Origin of the sequence: Rhizobium sp. BK251 (genome assembly GCF_004345245.1) — a bacterium.
GTDB lineage: Bacteria > Pseudomonadota > Alphaproteobacteria > Rhizobiales > Rhizobiaceae > Rhizobium.
The window spans coordinates 226,156-244,888 of record NZ_SLUQ01000006.1 but is presented as its reverse complement, the minus strand read 5'-3'; the positions used below and the strand labels follow the sequence as shown (position 1 = coordinate 244,888).

16 protein-coding genes are annotated in these 18,733 nt (G+C 63.5%); 8 read left to right on the top strand and 8 right to left on the bottom strand.

Features of this window, described 5'->3' with window-relative positions; all coding sequences use genetic code 11:
• Positions 1-59: 59 nt before the first annotated feature.
• The 3 genes from EV286_RS16700 to EV286_RS16690 form a co-directional block, all read right to left on the bottom strand.
• Positions 60-812, bottom strand: a complete 753-nt coding sequence (locus EV286_RS16700) for an SDR family oxidoreductase (protein ID WP_132958274.1) — start codon at positions 810-812, stop codon at positions 60-62.
• A 75-nt stretch (positions 813-887) separates the two neighbouring features.
• Positions 888-1,307 carry a cupin domain-containing protein gene (locus EV286_RS16695; RefSeq protein WP_132958273.1) on the bottom strand — a complete coding sequence of 140 codons (420 nt, stop codon included), beginning with the start codon at positions 1,305-1,307 and terminating at the stop codon, positions 888-890.
• A 114-nt stretch (positions 1,308-1,421) separates the two neighbouring features.
• Positions 1,422-2,171: an SDR family oxidoreductase gene (locus EV286_RS16690; RefSeq protein WP_132958272.1), complete on the bottom strand. Its 750-nt coding sequence runs from the start codon at positions 2,169-2,171 to the stop codon at positions 1,422-1,424.
• Between the two features lie 263 nt (positions 2,172-2,434).
• On the opposite strand from EV286_RS16690, the gene EV286_RS16685 reads away from it, so the two are divergent.
• From EV286_RS16685 to EV286_RS16675, 3 genes are all read left to right on the top strand, one after another.
• Positions 2,435-4,018 carry a winged helix-turn-helix domain-containing protein gene (locus EV286_RS16685; RefSeq protein ID WP_132958271.1) on the top strand — a complete coding sequence of 528 codons (1,584 nt, stop codon included), beginning with the start codon at positions 2,435-2,437 and terminating at the stop codon, positions 4,016-4,018.
• A 227-nt stretch (positions 4,019-4,245) separates the two neighbouring features.
• Entirely contained in the window at positions 4,246-5,118 is an 873-nt protein-coding gene (locus EV286_RS16680) for a choline/ethanolamine kinase family protein (RefSeq protein ID WP_132958517.1), read from the top strand.
• A 4-nt stretch (positions 5,119-5,122) separates the two neighbouring features.
• The gene (locus EV286_RS16675) at positions 5,123-7,573 is read left to right on the top strand and encodes an FAD-dependent oxidoreductase (RefSeq protein WP_132958270.1); all 2,451 of its coding nucleotides are present in this window, start codon (positions 5,123-5,125) and stop codon (positions 7,571-7,573) included.
• Here the strand turns inward: EV286_RS16675 and EV286_RS16670 are convergent, their stop codons facing one another.
• Positions 7,574-8,059, bottom strand: coding sequence for an N-acetyltransferase (locus EV286_RS16670; protein ID WP_132958269.1), 486 nt, complete (start codon positions 8,057-8,059; stop codon positions 7,574-7,576).
• A gap of 138 nt (positions 8,060-8,197) precedes the next feature.
• Here EV286_RS16670 and EV286_RS16665 point away from each other — a divergent pair, with 138 nt between their 5' ends.
• Positions 8,198-9,181 carry a D-2-hydroxyacid dehydrogenase family protein gene (locus tag EV286_RS16665; protein ID WP_132958268.1) on the top strand — a complete coding sequence of 328 codons (984 nt, stop codon included), beginning with the start codon at positions 8,198-8,200 and terminating at the stop codon, positions 9,179-9,181.
• 20 nt (positions 9,182-9,201) lie between these two features.
• On the opposite strand, the gene EV286_RS16660 is transcribed toward EV286_RS16665, so the two are convergent.
• From EV286_RS16660 to EV286_RS16650, 3 genes are all read right to left on the bottom strand, one after another.
• Positions 9,202-10,203, bottom strand: coding sequence for a Tim44 domain-containing protein (locus tag EV286_RS16660; protein WP_132958267.1), 1,002 nt, complete (start codon positions 10,201-10,203; stop codon positions 9,202-9,204).
• Positions 10,204-10,303: 100 nt separating this feature from the next.
• Positions 10,304-11,149 carry an alpha/beta fold hydrolase gene (locus EV286_RS16655; RefSeq protein ID WP_245500730.1) on the bottom strand — a complete coding sequence of 282 codons (846 nt, stop codon included), beginning with the start codon at positions 11,147-11,149 and terminating at the stop codon, positions 10,304-10,306.
• A gap of 155 nt (positions 11,150-11,304) precedes the next feature.
• Positions 11,305-12,267: a LysR family transcriptional regulator gene (locus EV286_RS16650; RefSeq protein ID WP_132958266.1), complete on the bottom strand. Its 963-nt coding sequence runs from the start codon at positions 12,265-12,267 to the stop codon at positions 11,305-11,307.
• Positions 12,268-12,649: 382 nt separating this feature from the next.
• On the opposite strand from EV286_RS16650, the gene EV286_RS16645 reads away from it, so the two are divergent.
• The 3 genes from EV286_RS16645 (at position 12,650) to EV286_RS16635 (ending at position 17,037) form a co-directional block, all read left to right on the top strand.
• Positions 12,650-14,731 carry a tripartite tricarboxylate transporter permease gene (locus tag EV286_RS16645; protein WP_132958265.1) on the top strand — a complete coding sequence of 694 codons (2,082 nt, stop codon included), beginning with the start codon at positions 12,650-12,652 and terminating at the stop codon, positions 14,729-14,731.
• 209 nt (positions 14,732-14,940) lie between these two features.
• Positions 14,941-15,240, top strand: coding sequence for a hypothetical protein (locus EV286_RS16640; RefSeq protein WP_132958264.1), 300 nt, complete (start codon positions 14,941-14,943; stop codon positions 15,238-15,240).
• 297 nt (positions 15,241-15,537) lie between these two features.
• Positions 15,538-17,037 carry a hypothetical protein gene (locus EV286_RS16635; RefSeq protein ID WP_132958263.1) on the top strand — a complete coding sequence of 500 codons (1,500 nt, stop codon included), beginning with the start codon at positions 15,538-15,540 and terminating at the stop codon, positions 17,035-17,037.
• A gap of 21 nt (positions 17,038-17,058) precedes the next feature.
• Here the strand turns inward: EV286_RS16635 and EV286_RS16630 are convergent, their stop codons facing one another.
• A complete protein-coding gene (locus EV286_RS16630) occupies positions 17,059-17,436 on the bottom strand; it encodes a VOC family protein (RefSeq protein ID WP_132958262.1) in 378 nt (125 codons plus the stop codon).
• A 281-nt stretch (positions 17,437-17,717) separates the two neighbouring features.
• On the opposite strand from EV286_RS16630, the gene ppk2 reads away from it, so the two are divergent.
• Positions 17,718-18,638, top strand: a complete 921-nt coding sequence (gene ppk2 / locus EV286_RS16625; protein WP_132958261.1) for a polyphosphate kinase 2 — start codon at positions 17,718-17,720, stop codon at positions 18,636-18,638.
• Positions 18,639-18,733 lie beyond the last annotated feature (95 nt).

The following is an 18,733-nucleotide window of genomic DNA, read 5'->3' as shown; positions in this document are numbered from 1 at the left end:
CGTCTAGGCAAGGGGTTGGCGTCTGCCTCGCCCTTGCCGGCTTGCCATGAGTCCAGGCGCTAGGCGACGGACAGGCCACCGTCTACGCTCAGGACCTGGCCGGTCACCCAGGCCGAGCCGGGCTCGGCAAGCATCGCGATCCATCGGGCGATGTCAGCTGGTTCGCCGCGCCTCTTCAGGGGGATCATCTGACGCTCATGCGACTTTATCGCCTCGGCCTGCTCGACGGACAACCCCATCATGCCGGTGAGCGCGCCGGACTCGGTCGGGCCGGCGGCGATCGCGTTCACCCGGATCCCATCCGCGGCAAGTTCGAGGGCCCAGCACCGTGTCAGGTGCTCGAGTGCCGCCTTGCTTGCGGCGTAGTGTGAGAGCGCCGGCCCGGCCTTGTGACCGTACGTGCTTGAAATATTGATGATCGCACCCCTGCTGGCCCGCAGATGCGAGAGTGCGGCGGCGGCCAGGAGACTTGGTCCCACGACGTTCACGGAGAATATATCGTTGATGCGTTCCGCAGTGACCTCGGAGAGCGGCATGATGCCTCCGGCTCCGGCATTGTTGACGAGAACGTCGAGCCGCCCCCAGAGCCTGACCACCTCATCGACACTACGTTTGGCATCATCGACATGGGCGACATCCGCGACGAGGCCCCGTATGTTGTCCGATAGGGCGCAGACCGCGTCGATCGCCGATTGACGCCGTCCGGTAATCAGGACCTTGGCTCCGAGCCGCGCCAGGGAGATCGCTGCCTCCCGCCCGATCCCGGAGCTTCCGCCGGTAATGATCGCGACTGTGCTGGATAGAGTTTCCATTCTGTTCATGCCTTTGAAATTCGGAAGGGGTGGAGGATGTGGCCGGCTCGTCGGTGGCAGCCGGCCGCTTCGATTTCACTCGTGGTAGGGCGTCGTCAGGGTCGTCTCGTCCGTGTCGATGACGAAGACGGCCAGCAGGCGCGCCGGTTCGGTGCTGCTCGCGTTTTCGCTGACGCCGTGACGGTCACCCGGAAACTCGGAGAAGCTTTCGCCGGCGTGGTAGGTTTTCACCGGCCCGTCGTTCACCTGGCTGCGGATCGCTCCCTCGAGAACCGTGGCATAGATGAAGGCGGAATTCGGGTGGGTATGCGCGGACGAGGAGCCGCCCGGTTCGTATTCGACAAGCACGCCCTTCATGCTCTTGCCCGGCACATTCGGAAGGACGTGGTCGTAGACCAGCGTCACCTTCGACTTGTCGTCCGACTCATCCGCCGACGCGCCGGTTATGGAAACGGTGGCTGCCAGCGCTGCCGCGTAGAACAGTATCCTGATCATGTCTGATCTCCTGCTGAATGAGGGGCAGGGCGGGAAAGCGCAGGGTGACGCGTGACCGGACCTCGACGTCTCCCGACCCTGTGGTTGCTGATGCAGGCCTTGCCGGCCGGGTTGCTACGCGATGGACTGGCTCAGCCAATCCTCGAAGCGGGCCGAGCCGATGCGCGGGTTCTTGCCGGGTGTGAGCGACTGATCGTTCAGGCGGATGCCGAAATAGCGCGCGTTGACGTCTGGAACGACCTTCCGGCTGTCTTTGGTGATGCGCAGGAAGCGTCTGACAAGCTCATCGAGCGGCAGGGCCTCGGGACCGGCGACCTCGACCATGCCGTTGATCGGCTTGGCAACCGCGAGGTCGGCGAGCGCTGCAGCCACGTCATCGGACGATATCGGCTGGATCAGTGCGGGCGAGAGGTGAACTTCCTGCCCGACGGTGCCCGACTGGGCGATGCCGCTGACAAACTCGAAGAACTGAGTGGCGCGAAGGATGGTATAGGGCATGCCCGATTCCTCGATCAGCTTCTCCTGCGCCATCTTCCCGCGGAAGTAACCCCCTTCGAGAAGCCGCTCGGTGCCGACGACAGAGAGGGCAACGTGATGGCGCACGCCGGCAGCCGCTTCTGCAGCGAGCAAGTTGCGGCCCGAGGTTTCGAAGAATTCGAGGACGGCCTTGTCTTCCCAAAGGGGCGCGTTGGCCACGTCGACGACGACGTTGGCGCCATGGAGCGCTTCCGCCAGCCCCTCGCGGGTGATGGTGTTCACGCCGGTGTTCGGGGACGCCGGAAGGACGTCATGACCGCCTGCGCGGAGCTTCGTAACCAGCTTGCTTCCAATGAGGCCTGTGCCTCCGATAACGACGATCTTCATGATTTTCCTCCGTTTCACCTGACCGCAACCACTGCGGTCGATGGATGGAGATTGCCCCGAAGCCGGTGGCAAGTCCTTGCCGCAGGCTTGAATTGCTCTTGAATGAAGCTTGCTTACCTGTCCAAATGCGGAGTATCGGACAGCCGGGCCTTCGACAGGCAGTACGGTCAGCTAAGACATGCCTTGCCACCAATGGACAATTCAGTGTCGGCCACTTGCCTCGGCCACCCACCCCGAACGAACTCTGCCAGAGGATTCGAGACTTGCAGTTCGTGTTTGGAGACTATCGGCTTGACCCGGAGCGCCGGGAACTCCACCGGCGATCCGAAGTCATCGGCGTCGGGCCGCAGGTTTTCGACCTGCTGCTTCATCTGGTGGAGAATCGCGACCGCGTCGTGAGCAAGGACGACCTGCTCCAGGCGGTCTGGGGCGGCCGGATCGTTTCGGAATCGACCATGACCAGCCACATCAACGCGGTTCGCAAGGCGATCGGCGACAATGGCGACGAGCAGCGGCTGGTCAGGACCATTGCCCGCAAGGGTTTCCGGTTCGTCGGAGAGGTCAGCCAGTCGCAATCAGCCGACGGGCCGGCCATGCCGAACGATGCCCTCTTCGGACAGGGCGAAATCCCGCCGCAGGCGCTTGCCCTTCCGGATAAGCCCTCCATTGCGGTCTTGCCCTTCCACAATCTGACCGGTGATGCGGAGCAGGAATATTTCGCCGACGGCGTCGTGGAGGACATCATCGCGGCACTATCGCGCTTTCGCTGGCTTTTCGTCATCGCGCGCAATTCGAGCTTCACCTACAAGGGCAGCCCCGTCGACGTGAAGGAAGTGGGCCGTCAGCTGGGTGTGCGCTACGTTCTGGAAGGCAGCGTGCGCAAGGCGGGCAGCCGGGTGCGCATTACCGGGCAATTGATCGATGCGACGACCGGCACGCATCTCTGGGCCGAACGCTTCGAAGGCACGCTCGAAGACATCTTCGAACTGCAGGACCAGATCGCCGAGAGCGTCGTCGGTGCGATCTCGCCGCAGCTGGAACAGGCCGAGATCGAGCGTGCAAAGCGCAAGCCAACCGGAAGCCTGGACGCATATGACTATTACCTGCGCGGGATGGCAAAGGTGCATGGCGGGAAGAGGGAGGAGATCGAAGACGCGCTGTCCCTGTTCTACAAGGCAATCGAGCTCGATCCGGAATTTGCTTCTGCCTACGGCATGGCCGCCTGGTGTCATTTCTGGCGCAAGGTCAACGGCTGGATGACCGATCGGCAGGCCGAGATCACCGAGGGAAGGCGGCTGGCGCGCCTGGCCATCGAATTAGGGCGGGACGATGCCGTCGCGCTGACCCGCGGCGGCCATGCGCTCGGCCATCTGGCCGGTGATCTCGACGGCGGCATCGCGCTGATCGACCGTGCTCTCCTGCTCAATCCCAACCTGGCGCCTGCGTGGTTCCTCGGCGGATTCCTGCGCGCTTTCCGCGGCGAGACCGACGGCGCGATCGAACACTTCGCCCACGCCGTTCGCCTCAGTCCGCTCGACCCGGAAATGTTCCGGATGCAGGCCGGCACCGCGCTGGCGCATTTCTTTGCAGGCCGCTTCGATACCGCCTCCGCATGGGCGGAGAAGGCCGTGCAGAATTTGCCGAACTTTCTGATCGCGGTCGCCCTCGTGGCGGCAAGTCATGCCAAGGCCGGCCGGATGGACAAGGCGCGGCCGGCCATGCTGAGCCTTCGTGAGTTCGATCCGTCCCTGCGTGTCGCCAATCTCAGGGACTGGCTTCCGATCCATCGAGCCGAAGATCTCGCGAGCTTCGCCGACGGCCTGCGACTGGCCGGACTGCCGGATTGAGACCAGGGGCGGCGCCGGCTCCGTGCCGACGCAATTTCGCCGCGACGTACGCGAGGTCAGGGACGGACCCTGGCCGCGAGCCGCCGCCAAGCGATCACACGCCCCTTCGAAGCTGCGGCGCGCATAGCCTATTGTTTTTCCGTGCCATTCCGGCCTAGATTTCTTCCTGAACCCGCAAATGGCCCGGGGAAGGCCTTGGTTGCGTGGGGCAGGGGGTCCGCATGCCGATGACGCCGGAAGACAGTATCCATGCGCTGGGTCTATGGCACGGTGCCGTCGAGATTTTTCCGATCACCGGTGGCATCACCAATCGCAACTATCTGGTGAGCGATGCGGTAAAGCGCTGTGTTGTTCGCATCGGCACGGATATTCCGGTCCACCATATCAGCCGGGCGAACGAGCTTGCGGCGAGCATCGCGGCGCATGCGGCAGGGCTTTCGCCGGCCGTGCTCTATCATGCGCCGGGCATTCTCGTGCTCGACTATATTGACGCCCGGCCGCTTACGGCCGCGGAGGTGCGGGCGCCCGCCATGCTGGAGCGCATCCTGCCGTTGGTCAGGGCCTGTCACCACGATATCCCGATGCATTTCCAGGGACCTGCGGCGATCTTCTGGGTCTTCCACGTCATCCGCGACTATGCGGCAAGCCTTCGCGAGGCGCACAGCCGATATGAGGGGCTGTTGCCGTTGCTCGTCGAGAGGGCGGGTCTGCTCGAAAGGGCTGCCGGTCCATTCGATGTCCTCTTCGGTCACAATGACCTGCTGGCGGCGAATTTCCTCGACGACGGCAAGAGGCTCTGGCTCATCGATTGGGACTACGCTGGCTTCAACACGCCGCTCTTCGATCTCGGCGGGCTCGCCTCCAACAACGAGTTTTCCGAGGAGATGGAGCGCGGCATGCTGGGGGCCTATTTCGGGGCGCCGGCGAGCGGTGATCTCTGGCGGCGCTACCAGGCGATGAAATGCGCCTCGCTTCTGCGCGAGACGATGTGGAGTATGGTCTCGGAAATCCATTCCACCATCGATTTCGACTATTCGACCTATACATCCGACAATCTGGCGCGCTTCGAACGCGCCTTCCAGAATTTCATTCAGGATTGACCTTATGACCAAGGAATTGCCCAGGACAGCCAAGGCCGTGGTGATCGGCGGCGGCATCATCGGCTGCTCGACGGCCTATCATCTCGCCAAGCTCGGATTGACCGATACCGTGCTGCTGGAACGCAAGAAGCTCACTTCGGGGACGACCTTCCATGCGGCCGGGCTCGTCGGGCAGTTGCGTACCAGCGCCAACATTACGCAGTTGCTCGGCTATTCCGTCGATCTCTACAAGCGGCTGGAGGCGGAGACGGGACTTGGCACAGGCTGGAAGATGAATGGCGGGCTTCGGCTCGCCTGCAATGCGGAGCGCTGGACGGAGGTGAAGCGCCAGGCGACGACGGCCCAGTCCTTCGGGCTCGAGATGCAGCTTCTGACGCCGCGCGAGGCATTCGACCTCTGGCCGCTGATGACCACCGATGACCTGGTGGGTGCGGCATACCTGCCGACCGACGGGCAGGCCAATCCCTCCGACATCACCCAGGCGCTCGCCAAGGGCGCGCGCATGGCGGGAGCGACGATCTTCGAGGATACGGAAGTCCTCGATCTGGAGATCGAAAAGGGAAAGATAAAGGCCGTCATCACGGCTCGCGGCCGCATCGAATGCGAGCGCGTGGTCGTCTGCGCCGGGCAATGGACCCGTGCCTTTGCGGCGCGTTTCGGCGTCAATGTCCCGCTCGTCTCGGTGCAGCACCAATATGTCATCACCGAATCCTTCGGCGTTCCCTCCAACCTGCCGACGTTGCGCGATCCCGACCGGCTGACCTACTACAAGGAGGAAGTCGGTGGCATGGTGATGGGCGGCTACGAGCCCAACCCGATGCCCTGGGCGGTGGACGGCATTCCGGAGGGCTTCCACTTCACGCTGCTCGACAGCGACTTCGATCATTTCGAACCGATCATGGAACAGGCGCTCGGTCGCGTACCGGGGCTCCAGACCGCCGGCATCAAGCAGCTCTTGAACGGCCCGGAAAGCTTCACGCCGGACGGGAACTTCATTCTCGGCGAGGCGCCGGAACTCAGGAACTTCTTTGTCGGCGCCGGCTTCAACGCCTTCGGCATCGCGTCCGCCGGGGGAGCGGGCATGGCGCTTGCGGAATGGGTGGCAAAGGGCGAGCCGCCCTACGATCTCTGGCCGGTCGACATCCGTCGCTTCGGCCGTCCGCATTTCGACACCGACTGGGTTCGCACCCGCACGCTGGAAGCCTATGGCAAGCACTACACGCTGGCCTTCCCCTTCGAGGAGTATGAAAGCGGGCGGCCCTGCCGCAAGTCGCCGCTCTACGACCGGCTGAAGGCCCAGGGCGCCTGCTTCGGCGAGAAGCTCGGCTGGGAGCGCCCGAACTGGTTTGCCGATCTCTTCGCCAGCGAACAGCCGAAGGATGTCTACAGCTACGGCAGGCAGAACTGGTTCGATGCGGTCGGGCGCGAGCACCGCGCCGCGCGCGAGGCAGCCGCCCTCTTCGACCAGACGTCGTTCGCCAAGTTCGTGCTGAAGGGCAGGGACGCGGAGGCCGCACTTTCGTGGATCGCCTCCAACGACGTGGCAAAGCCCGTGGGTGCGCTCACCTATACGCAGATGCTGAACGACAGGGGTGGCATCGAATGCGATCTTACGGTTGCCCGCGTCGCCGAGAACGAGTTCTACATCGTCACCGGAACGGGCTTCGCCACGCATGATTTCGACTGGATCGCGCGGAACATCCCGGCTGGAATGCATGCCGAGCTGGTGGACGTGACCTCGGCCTATACGGTCCTCTCCCTGATGGGGCCGAATGCGCGGGCGATCCTGCAAGAGGTGACGCGCGCCGATGTTTCCAACGCCGCCTTTCCTTTCGGCCGGGTGAAGACGATCGGCATTGCCGGCTGCCCGGTGCGGGCGCTGCGCATCACGTATGTCGGCGAACTCGGCTACGAGCTGCATGTCCCGATCGAATATGCCGGAACGGTCTATGACGTGCTGATGCATGCAGGCCGCGACCACGGCCTCGTCAACGCCGGGTATCGGGCGATCGAGAGTTGCCGGCTGGAGAAGGGCTATCGCGCCTGGGGCGCCGATATCGGTCCGGACCACACACCGGTCGAGGCGGGGCTCGCCTGGGCGGTGAAGACGAGGAAGGCCACTCCCTTCAGGGGCCGAGAAACGATCGAGCGCCAGCTTCAAGACGGCGTGAGGAAGATGCTCGCCTGTTTCGTGCCTGACGATCCGGATGTCGTGCTGCTCGGGCGCGAGACGATCTATCGCGACGGCCAGCGCGTTGGCTGGCTCTCGAGCGGCGGCTACGGCTATACAGTCGGCAAGCCGATCGGCTACGGCTATGTGCGCAATCCGAAGGGCGTGACCGAGGATTTCGTGCTGTCCGGCCGCTACGAACTGGACGTGGCGATGATGCGGGTGCCCTGTGTGGTCTCGCTGAAGCCGCTCTATGATCCGGAGATGAAGCGCATCAAGGCCTGATCAGGCGAGGCCGTCGAAAGCTCGCGCGTAGTCGACGCGGCCTGTCGTAGCGGGAAGAGATTCCCGTAACGGCATGACCATGAAGTAAGGACCGGCATAGGGAGAAGAAAAGTCCGCGGCCAGAGCGGCCCTGAAGCCGAAGCGCTCATAATAGCCAGGATCGCCGAGGACAAAGACGGCGCCGTAGTTCCGCTCGCCTGCCCGTGCGATGGCTGCCTTGACCAGCGCAGAGCCGATGCCCTTGCGCTCATGACCGGGAAGGACTGCAAGTGGGGCGAGGCCGAGCGCCGGGAACGGTGCTGCCATCGGCGACAGCAGGATATGGCCGACGATAGCGTCCCCTTCCTCCGCAACCAGCGAAATCGCCGCATCGCCGTCGTCGCGCAGCTTTTCGACGAGCCGCGCCTCGACCGGCTGCCCGAAGGCGCGCTCGACGAGTTCGGCGATGGCGGCATGGTCGCGTGGCTGTTCGTCCCGTATTTGCATCTTGCTTCAGATAGCAGCGGGCGAGGTCAATGGAAAGTGATCTGCGAGATCGAACGAACCGGTCGTCGCCGGTTCTCGAAGCGCGCCGCCGCGCCTATATCAACCACCGGTCCATCTCTTCCCCCGGAGTACAAGCCCATGACCCTGAACTGCGCCATCCTCGACGACTATCAGCAGATCGCCCTTTCCATGGCGGATTGGCGAGCGCTTGACGGAAAGGTCCGCGTTGAAAGCTTCGCGGATCCGACCGGCACGGGTGCGCAGGCACAGCAGCGATTGCGGGACTACGACATCATCGTTGCCATGCGCGAGCGCACGGTGTTCGACGCTGCCCTTCTCGAACAGCTACCGAAACTCAAGCTCCTGATCACCACCGGCATGCATAATGCCTCGATCGACACGGAAGCAGCGGCAAGGCTCGGGATCATCGTCGCAGGCACGGGCGGCGTGGTGGGGCCGGCGGCGGAAATCGCCTGGGCGCTGCTGATGGCGCTCGTGCGGCATATACCGGCGGAGGCAGCGAATTTCCGGGCGAGTGGCGAGCGATGGCAGCTTTCGGTCGGGCGCGGCCTTGCCGGCAAGACGCTCGGCGTCGTTGGTCTCGGCAAGCTCGGGAAGCTGGTGGCCGGCTACGGCCGCGCCTTCGGCATGGAGGTCGCCGGCTGGTCGCGCTCCAATACGCCGGAAAGGAGCGCCGCACTCGGTATCGGCTTTTCGCCGTCGCTTGACGATCTGCTGTCCCGTTCCGACGTGGTCAGCCTGCATCTGACGCTGACACCCGAGACGGCGGGCATCATCGGGGCACGCGAGCTCGGTCTGATGAAGAAGGACGCCCTGCTCATCAACACCTCGCGCGGGCCGCTGGTCGACGAACCGGCGTTGATCGCAGCGCTTGAGGGCGGAAAGATCGGCGGGGCTGGGCTCGACGTCTTCGACCGGGAGCCGCTGCCGGCCGACCATCCTTTTCGCGGTCTGGCCAACGTCGTCGCGACGCCGCACCTCGGCTATGTCACCGAGGAAACCTATCGCGTCTTCTACAGGGATGCGCTGGAGGATATCTCCGCCTGGCTGGCGGGCAATCCGGTGCGGCAGTTGAACACAACGGAAAAGGCGAGGCGCTAAGCCTCGCCCTCTCTCTGATTTCAGGCCGCAGCCTGGATAGCAGAAAGCTTCCAGTCGTTGCCGGGTCTGCGAACGAAGGTCCAGACCTCCGTCGTCTCGGTCGGCGTCGTGGCGTTGCCATCGACCACACGGCCGGTCTCGCGATCGACAAGAGCGTCGATGCTCGAATAGCGCATCGCGACCGTTGCATATTCGTCGTTACCTTCATTCCATGCTTCGGCGACGTCGCCCTGCAGGAGATGGACGTCGGAGACACTGTTGCGCACGCCCTTTGTGGCGTTCTCGCCCAGTTCCTCCGCGAGGTAGGACATGGCTTCGGGCGTCGTCAGCTTGCGGAGCGCGGCATAGTCCTCGGCGCCATAGGCGCGCTGGACTGCGTCGAGTATCTGCTCGAAGCGCTCGAGATCGCTCTGGTCGACCGTCGTGTCATTGGCGGGCGTCACCGGCGAGGCGGCCGCGCCGGCGCCGGAACCGATCGAGGGGATCCGGAACGAGGTGACGTTGCTGCCGGGCGCACCGTAGGACTGGCGTGGCGACGGACCGGCGGCGGAAGCCGCGTAGGGCTGCTGCTGCCGGCGTTGCGCGAAGAACCGCAGGGCCAGCATCACGGCGCCGGCAATCAAGGCGATCTGCAGCAGCATGCCGAGGAAACCGAAACCACCGCCGAAGCCGTGACCGAGCAGCATGCCGAACAGGCCACCGACCAGGAGGCCACCCAGCATCGAGCGGCCAAAGCCGTTGAAGAAGCCGGGGCGCTGCTGCGCGCCGAGAGGCGACTGCGCCGTTGCCGGCTGGTTGGTCTGCGTCCGGGGCGTCATGGAGCGCTCGATCGGAGCGGCAGTTGTCGGCGCGGTGCGGGTTACCGGCGGGGCCTGGAAGGTACGGGTTCCCCGGCTTCCGAATCCGCCGAAGCTGCCGCCGGCGCGCCGGGCCTCGGCGTGGTCGACCGTCATCACGGAAAGGGCCAGACCCGCTACCACGATGGCAGCAAGGCGGGAATGGCGGGAAAGGGCACCAAGCATTCAAGTCTCCTCTAGCAGACCCTCGAAACGAGTTTGACCCATATATAAGTGAAAACCCGGATATTTTAAGTGCCTGCGTCCGTTTCGCATGGACGCTGCTTCAGCGCCGTCCTCCGCTGCTGGCGTCGAGGAGGAGATCGAGATGGCTCGCGATGATCGCCGGCACCTCCAGCGGCGTGAAGTGGCGGGCGCCCTGAAGAATATCCAATGTTGCGCCGGGAATGGCGCCGGCCATGGTGCGGGCCATGTCCGGCGGGGTGGCGTAGTCCTCCGAGCCGACGACGACGCGGCACGGAAAATTGAACGTCGGAAGCGCTTGGCGGAGATCGGCGTGGCCGAGCATGGCGCAGGTGGCCGCATAGGCTTTCAGATCGTTGGCGAGGAAGACGGCAATGGCCGCTTCAACGATTGCCGGATCTGCCTCGCGGAAGGCATCGCTGAACCAGCGGGTCTTCTGGAAAGCGACAAGGGCCGCCATCCCGCCTTCGAGTGCCTTCTCCGCGCGCTCGGCCCAGGCCTGCGGCGCATTCTCGCCGTACCAGGCGGTCGTATCGAAGAGGCCGAGCGCCTCCACGCGTTCCGGAAAGCCGGCAGCGAAGGCAAGCGCGACGCAGCCGCCCATCGATGCGCCCGCGACCGTCGCCGATTTCCAGCCGACGTGATCCATGAGGTCGGCGACATCGCCCGCGAACTGTTCGACGCTGTAGGGTCCTTCCGGCTTATCGGAGGCGCCATGGCCGCGGCAGTCGTAGATCAACACGTCGGCGCCGGCAGCAAGCGCCTCGACGGTCGCGTTCCAGAAGGTCTTGTCCATGGCGAGCGAATGCACGAGCAAGCAACGCCGATCGCCATTGCCCTTGACGAGGCGGTAGGAGAGGCGGGTTCCGTCCCGCATCCCGGCGAATTCCGGCGATAGGCGTTCGGGGGAGATGGATCGCTGGCTCACGGCATGTCCTTTCCTGTTCTTGCCGAGGATCAGAATTCCTCAGCTACGTCATATTGTATGACAGTACTATATTCGCATTTGCGAAGCGGGCGCAATGGGGCGTGCGCAATCGCCGATTCCTCGAGGATCGCGTTTGAAGCCAGGCCTGATGAAGCTCAGTTCAATGCCATGGAGGCCGGAAGCGCCTCGTCACGGGAGAGTTCCGGCTCTTCGGCCAGTTGGCGCGCGGCCAGCGCGATCTGGCGCCGCAGCCACTTGTGGGCCGGAAGGTCGGAATGCACATCGCTCCAGACCGCGGTTGCCGTCACCTTCATGTTCGGAACCGGCACGGGACAGAAATAGAAGCGCGATGGATCGAAGATCGGCGCCATCTTCTCGAAGACGAGCACAATCAGATCGGAGCGAGAGACGATGGCGGGCGCTGCAAGAAACTGATGCACGGTCGTTACCGTGCGGCGCTTGATGCCCTCCTGGGCCAGGAAGCGGTCGGCGCGGCTCATGTCGCTCATGCCGGGTTTCACCGAAAGCTGGTCCGCCTTCAGGAATTCTTCCAGCGTGATCGGCCGGCCGGCGAGCGGATGGCTGCGCCGCATCATGCAGAGATAGGTGTCCTCGAAGAGCGGCATGCGTTTGAAGCGCCTCGGCAGCTCGGGAATGACGCCGATCGCGATATCGATCTCGTTGGTGTCGAGAACGGCAGGCAGATCCTCGTTCGGTCGGGACTGGATCTTCAGCCCGACGCGCGGAGCGATCCGCGATATGTGCTCGATCAGATGTGGCAGCATCACAACAGAGGCGTGGTCGGAGACGGCGAGGCTGAAGGTCCAGTCGGGATCGGCAGGCTCGAAGGCGGTCGGCTCCAGCGCCTCTTCGATCTGGCGCATGGCGGCCTGGATCGGTCCGGCGATCTCCGTCGCGCGCGGGGTCGGGCGCATGCCCTCGCTGGTACGGATGAAGAGGCGGTCGTTCAGCATCAGGCGCAACCGGTTCAGCGCGTTGCTGACGGCCGGCTGCGACATTCCAAGCCGGTCGGCCGCGCGGCTGACGCTGCACTCGACGAGAAGCGCGTCGAAAACGACGAGCAGTTTCAATTCCATGGTCGCTAAATTCACCGGCATGATAATGACCTCCGCTTTTTGAATTTGCCAAAATCAGCGGCTCTAGTCCACCATTGTCTTACAAAATGACAGTACTACACAAATGATCCGACCGGGAGCTCGGATCGTCGTGTTGCAGGAGGACAGCCAGGCATAGTGAGCCTTTTCCGCGCAGTGCGGAAGACCGGCCATGCCCGTCTGTCTGCAGCCGCATTTCGGGACGTGCCGTATCGGCAACAGCCGCGTTTCGAGAGGTTGGCAAATCACCGGTGTCGCTCTGGTTACAGATGCAATACCGGCTGGCACCGCTAAGGTGGCGATGCTTTCGAACCATGGGCCGGGCGCGCCGCGCGTGCCGGTCCGGAAGGCAATGTCTGGCGGGAGCCGGGCGCGTGGAGGAAATATGCATCTCTTGCAACAGGCGATGGAGGCGCTGACGGTCGTCTTCGATCCGTTCCGCTTCCTGATCATCATGCTGGGCGTCCTGCTCGGCCTCTTCATCGGGGTGATCCCCGGCATTGGCGGACTTGCCGGCATGGCGCTGCTCCTGCCTTTCACCTACACAATGGATTCCTACACCGCTCTCGCCTTCCTGATCGGCATGTGGGCGGTGACGCCGACGGCGGACACCATCCCCTCCATCCTGCTCGGCGTTCCCGGAGCCGCCGGCTCAGCCGCGACCGTCATGGACGGCTATCCGATGGCGCGCCGTGGCGAAGCGGGCAGGGCGCTCGGCGCCTCCTATTCCGCCTCGCTCTTCGGTGGCATCTTCGGAGCCGTCCTGCTCGGCGTCGCGATCCCGATCCTCAGGCCCTTCATGATGGCCTTCGGCACGCCGGAACTGCTGGCACTCTGCGTCCTCGGCCTCAGCCTGGTCGCTGCCGTCAGCCAGGGCAACATGATGAAGGGCCTGGTTGCGGCGTGCTTTGGCGTTCTGCTCGCCTCCGTCGGAGACGAGGCGCAGACCGGTGAACTGCGTTGGACATTCGGCTCGATCTATCTCTGGGAAGGCATTCCGATCGAGGCGCTGGTGCTCGGCCTCTTCGCCGTCCCGGAACTGATCGAGCTTGCCGCCTCCAAACAGGCGATCGCCGCGCACCGCAGCGAAAGCATCGTGCGGGATCAGTTCCGTGGCGTGGTCGATGCCATCAAGAACATCCGCCTCGTATTGCAGAGCTCATGGCTCGGTGCGGTGCTCGGCTCCATTCCCGGCCTCGGCGGGCCGGCCGTGGACTGGATCGCCTACGGTTCGGCAGCGAAATCGGTCAAGGGCGGCACGGAAAGCTTCGGTACAGGCGATGTGCGCGGCGTCATCGCCTGCGAGGCAGCCAACAACTCGCGCGAGGGCGGCGCACTCATCCCGACGCTCGCCTTCGGCATTCCGGCAAGCGCCACCATGGCGATCCTGCTCGGCGCCTTCATGATGCACGGCATCCAGCCGGGTCCGAAACTCCTGACGGAACAGCTCGACATTACCTACACGATCGTCTGGAGCCTGATGATCGCCAATATCGTCGGCGTCCTCATCTGCTTCGCCTTCGTCTCGCAGCTAGCCAAGCTGGCGCTTGTGCCGGCCGGCGTGCTGGTGCCGGCGGTCCTTTCGATCGTCTTCATTGGCGCCTATCAGGCGACTCGCGATATCGGCGATATCGTCGTGCTGCTGCTCTTCTCGGTGATCGGCTGGACGATGAAGCGGTTCGGCTGGGCGCGCGCGCCCGTCCTCCTCGGCCTCGTGCTCGGCGGGCTCGTGGAGCAGTATCTCTTCATCTCCACCAGTCGTTACGGCTTCACCTGGGTCTCGCGCCCCGGCGTGATCATCATCACTCTCATTCCGGTCATCTTCTTCGCCTGGAGCCTGTACAAGTTCCTTGCCAACCGCCGCGTCCGCGCGCTTATGCCGGTCGGCGCTGCCGTCAGCGCACCAGGCGAGAGCCAGAGGGAGGTTGAGCAGGGCACGGCTTCTCCGGTCGACCGCATCGTGGTTCCGGGCATCTGGCTGGTCATGGGCCTCTTTTTCCTCACCGCGCTCCTGACCTCGACTCACTGGGCCTTCGCCGCACGCCTGATGCCGCAGACGGTCGCAGGCGTTGGCCTCCTCGTGGTGATCCTCTCGGGGATTGGCATGACGATGAAGGTGCGGGCCGGAGAACGCATCGTGGAGCCGCGCAAGCCGAGCGAGTCCGATCCGCTGGAAGGACTGCCGGATCGGGAGATCTATGCGCGCATCGGAATCGCGGCCCTCTGGCTAGTCGCGATCTTCGTCGGCGTGCTGCTGATCGGCCTCCTGCCGACCATGTTCCTCTACATGCTGCTCTACATGCGCCTTGAAGGAAAGCAGCCCTGGCTGCGCACGATATTGATCGTCGGCATCATCTGGGTCGCCATGTTCGTGCTCTTCGACCAGACGCTCAACGTGCCCTGGCCGCAATCCTATCTCGGCAACGCCTTCCCGGCGCTGAGGGCTGCGGTCTCCGACATTATCTGATGTCGGCTTTGCCAATACGGAGGGTCGGTGCCGCGGGGCGCCGGCCCTTTGTCGTGAGGGAAGATGCGGGGCAGGCAAGGGCCGGCATAAATTTCCCTTGATGCGAATGCCCTTCTCGCCGCCTCGAAAACCTATGCCATCGCTGCTAGTCGTTTCCATTCGACCCTGGAACGCTCGGGGCGGCGGCGGTTGGCTGGGCGGCCGGCGGAATGGATAACTCACGGCAGGACATGAATCGCGGCCTATTCGTACTTGTTCTTCAGCTATTGGTCTGCGTCTCGGTCACGGGGCTGGGTCTATGGATGCTCTTGCGGCCGCGCAGTTTCCAAGCGTTTCTCAACGATGAATTCCAGCTGTTGCCGCCGCCGGGTGCGGGCAATCGTTTCGTTGCGCTCTTGCTCGGCCTCTTCTCGCTCTTCCTCCTCTGGTACGGCTATGCACTCGCACGCGGCTTCCTCGGCGAAATACTGTTCCTTGGCCGCGTCATCGACCGGCTCGTGAAAGGTTGAAAGCGGGCCTGCCGCAATTTGCGCACGCATCATGATATGTCGCCGAGCGCCATTGCATCCTGTGCTCGATATCGGTTGCGCTTCCACCGTGCAGGAGTACAATGTTAGCAGAGTATAATATGCCAGATTTCTTGACTGACTTCAGGGAGCAAGAAAATGCGCCGCGTTTGGCAATACGCTCTTACATTGTTCCTGACTATATCGGTCACGATACTTGCCGTGCCGCACCTGACGGCGGTGGACGTCGCGGCGCAAGAGTGCCCCAACAACCAGTGCCCACCGCGCTGAGGTGACGCCATGGGCGTGCTTCTGCAGATGCCGACCTTCTGGTTCGGCGCGGTGATATTCCTGCTGAGCCAGTTCGGCCGGTTTTGTGAATTGAGCGCCGCCTCGCGCACGACGCTCTTCGTCCGCTCGAACATATTCTCGCAGCTGAAGCCGAGGGACTTGACGGATTCCCGAACCTTTGCGAGCGCCCTCTTCGTCTTCCTGCTCGTTTCCGCCTTCGGCTATCTCCTCCTCTGCCTCGTGCCGCCAAGCGTCATCAGCGGATGGTTGACGATCACGAATACGCCCGTCGGCAATTTCGCTCCGGCCGACATGAGTTCCTATCCGCTCTTCGTCTCCGCGGCGCTCATCGGGCTGACGCAGCCGATCCCGGGATTTGACAAGATCGCCAATCTGCAGAAGGAGGTTTTCCATCAGTGGATCGGCGTGCCGGAGCGCGTGGTCGGTACGGCCGCCTATTTCGCGGTGCAAATTTTGGCGCGTCGGAGCGATCAGGGGTTGACGGCTGAGATCAACCGGCTCGTCAGTGATCGCTGGACCGAGGAGATCGGGGCTTTTGCTGATGTAACCTTCTACGTCGACCACATCAAGCGGGTTGAACTGGATTCGGAAAACGCGCTCGTCGAAGTGAAAAAGGGTTCGGTGCGCGAAAAGAAATTTGTCATTCAGGACCTGATCTTCGCGGCTTGCGTGGCAGCGGTCAAACGCGAGGGTGGACGCGCGCTGGAAAAGCTTGCCGAGGCACTGGATGTGAAAATGCCGCCGCGCATCCCGACGAGAATGTCGCGCGTCAGCAGCGGGATCCTGCTTGCGATGTTCTGTTCCGTCTTCCTGTGGTTCTTCCTGCCGCTGACCGGCATCCGCGAGTTCGTGGAGGCGGCGGTCGGCCCGAGCAACCCGGTCCTCTGGCCGACGACGCTCTACTTCTCGGGAACCTACGTCCTCACGAACTTTGTCCCCACCATCCTCGGCACGCTGATCCTCTTGCTGGCAATCACCCAAAGAAAGAAGCCTAGGAAGCTGCTGGTGCCGGAGATACTCGATCGCTATGCGACGACGATCCTTGGCATCGCACTTCTCGTCATCTGTTATGACTACCTCGAAGCCCTCGTCGAGAGAAGCGCGTCCACGGTTCGCTACCAGGATACTGCCGGCATTTTCTTCGCGACCAGGATACCGTTCTTCGCCTTCCACTCGCTGATCGCCGCGCTGGCCGCTGCCGTCCTCCTTGTATACACGGTGCGCGGCGATTTGCGCGACACGCCTGCCAAGATCTGTGCATGGGGCATGGGGCTGGTCGTCAGCCTGGGGATACTGTCTTATTTCTACGCCGAGGCCCGGCTGCAATATCACCTGGGGGTCACATCTCGGGATTTCGTGGTGGCCGTTGTGCTCTTGAACGCGCTTTCGGCGCTCGTCTCCTTCGCGATCGCCAGCCTGGCGCTGAGGCGCAGCGCCGAGCCGGCACCCTCCGCCATGCCCTCGGCCGCGCCCACGGTCGGCAGTTGAACCGCGCCTCCGCGGCGCGCCTTATTCCGGGCGACGGAAGAAGGCTTCGAGCCGGTAGCCGTCGGGATCGATGATGAAGGCGGCGTAGTAGAACTGGCCGTATTCCGGGCGGATGCCGGGCGGACCATTGTCCTCCGCGCCATTCGCAAGGCCGGACGCGTGGAAGGCGTCGACGGCAGCCTCGTTCGGGGCGACGAAGCAGAAGTGCAGGCCCGACTTTCTGTCGGCAGGAACGGGCCTCTCCGCCTCAATAACCCAGAATCCGGCTTTCTCGGCGCCGTATCCGCTGGCGCCGTCGGCATTGGCAAGCCGCTCATAGCCGAGGGGCGCCAGAATGGCATCATAGAAGCGGCGGGCGTTGTCGAGGCTCTTTACGCCAATTGACACGTGATCGAACATTAACGGCAAACTCCTTCGCGATTGCCTGCTGGGCCTTGTCCGCGAGCCGGCAGGAAACGATCCCGCTGGCCCGTAGCGCGGAACGGCGCCCAGACAGCGCTTCGAGCATCTTTCAAGGCCCATGCGAAGTCAACGCGCCGCCGTCGACGTCGCAGACGCTGCCCGGCCGAAGCAGCGTAAATCGCGGTTTCAAAAATCCTTCACATGGCCGTGTGATAAGCGGCAGGATAGCCTCATCGCGCCGGACGGCGTGGCAGGCCCGGCGCTATCGGAGGGGTGAGATGACGAAACCGGAAAACGAAGACGCCAAGATGGACTGGCTGGAGGCGGAACTGGCCGACACGCTGGACGAGGACTACGAGCTCGAACTTTCCGAGCCGGCGCTCTCCGAGGAGATCCGAAAGATCTACCGAAAGGCGCATCCGCCCGGAATGGCGCGGATCGACTATTTCCGGGCGCTGATTGCGCTCCAGTCCGAACTCATCAAGCTCCAGGACTGGGTCTCCTATCACAAGGAGAAGGTCGTCGTGATCTTCGAAGGCCGCGATTCCGCCGGCAAGGGCGGCGTCATCAAGCGCATCACCCAGAGGCTCAACCCGCGTGTCGCGCGCGTCGTGGCGCTTCCGGCACCATCCGACCGCGAAAAGACCCAATGGTATTTCCAGCGCTACGTGCCGCACCTGCCGGCCGGCGGTGAGATCGTGCTCTTCGACCGCTCCTGGTACAACCGCTCCGGCGTCGAACGCGTCATGGGCTTTGCCAGCGAGGACCAGGTGGAGCAGTTCTTTCACGACGTTCCCGAATTCGAGCGCATGCTGGTGCGTTCCGGCATCCGGCTGGTGAAATACTGGTTCTCGATCACCGACGAGGAACAGCAGATGCGCTTCCTTGTGCGCATCCATGACCCCCTGAAGCAATGGAAGCTTTCGCCGATGGACCTGCAGTCGCGGGTGCGCTGGGAGGGCTATACCAAGGCCAAGGAAGAAACTTTCGCACGCACCAATATCCCCGAGGCACCCTGGTACATCGTCGAGGGCAACGACAAGAAGCGCGCCCGGCTGAATTGCATCGATCATCTGCTGACGCAGATCCCCTACGAGGATGTGCCGCACGAGGAGATCACGCTGCCGGACCGCGTCTTCAACCCGGACTACGAGCGCAAGGTCCTGCCGCCGGAACTCTACGTGCCCTCGAAATACTGACCCTCGGGGCGGCGGACCGTCGGTCTCCGTCGTTACGATTTCGGCAGGCCGCCAGCCTTGTTTGCAGTGCAGCCGGACGCGGGCGATCGCGACGA

What these genes read in the sequence shown, in the direction of transcription:
- EV286_RS16700 (WP_132958274.1), bottom strand. Translation starts at nt 812, where the DNA reads ATGGAAACTCTATCCAGCACAGTCGCGATCATTACCGGCGGAAGCTCC.
- EV286_RS16695 (WP_132958273.1), bottom strand. Translation starts at nt 1,307, where the DNA reads ATGATCAGGATACTGTTCTACGCGGCAGCGCTGGCAGCCACCGTTTCC.
- EV286_RS16690 (WP_132958272.1), bottom strand. Translation starts at nt 2,171, where the DNA reads ATGAAGATCGTCGTTATCGGAGGCACAGGCCTCATTGGAAGCAAGCTG.
- EV286_RS16680 (WP_132958517.1), top strand. Translation starts at nt 4,246, where the DNA reads ATGACGCCGGAAGACAGTATCCATGCGCTGGGTCTATGGCACGGTGCC.
- EV286_RS16675 (WP_132958270.1), top strand. Translation starts at nt 5,123, where the DNA reads ATGACCAAGGAATTGCCCAGGACAGCCAAGGCCGTGGTGATCGGCGGC.
- EV286_RS16670 (WP_132958269.1), bottom strand. Translation starts at nt 8,059, where the DNA reads ATGCAAATACGGGACGAACAGCCACGCGACCATGCCGCCATCGCCGAA.
- EV286_RS16665 (WP_132958268.1), top strand. Translation starts at nt 8,198, where the DNA reads ATGACCCTGAACTGCGCCATCCTCGACGACTATCAGCAGATCGCCCTT.
- EV286_RS16660 (WP_132958267.1), bottom strand. Translation starts at nt 10,203, where the DNA reads ATGCTTGGTGCCCTTTCCCGCCATTCCCGCCTTGCTGCCATCGTGGTA.
- EV286_RS16650 (WP_132958266.1), bottom strand. Translation starts at nt 12,267, where the DNA reads ATGCCGGTGAATTTAGCGACCATGGAATTGAAACTGCTCGTCGTTTTC.
- EV286_RS16645 (WP_132958265.1), top strand. Translation starts at nt 12,650, where the DNA reads ATGCATCTCTTGCAACAGGCGATGGAGGCGCTGACGGTCGTCTTCGAT.
- EV286_RS16640 (WP_132958264.1), top strand. Translation starts at nt 14,941, where the DNA reads ATGGATAACTCACGGCAGGACATGAATCGCGGCCTATTCGTACTTGTT.
- EV286_RS16635 (WP_132958263.1), top strand. Translation starts at nt 15,538, where the DNA reads ATGGGCGTGCTTCTGCAGATGCCGACCTTCTGGTTCGGCGCGGTGATA.
- EV286_RS16630 (WP_132958262.1), bottom strand. Translation starts at nt 17,436, where the DNA reads ATGTTCGATCACGTGTCAATTGGCGTAAAGAGCCTCGACAACGCCCGC.
- ppk2 (WP_132958261.1), top strand. Translation starts at nt 17,718, where the DNA reads ATGACGAAACCGGAAAACGAAGACGCCAAGATGGACTGGCTGGAGGCG.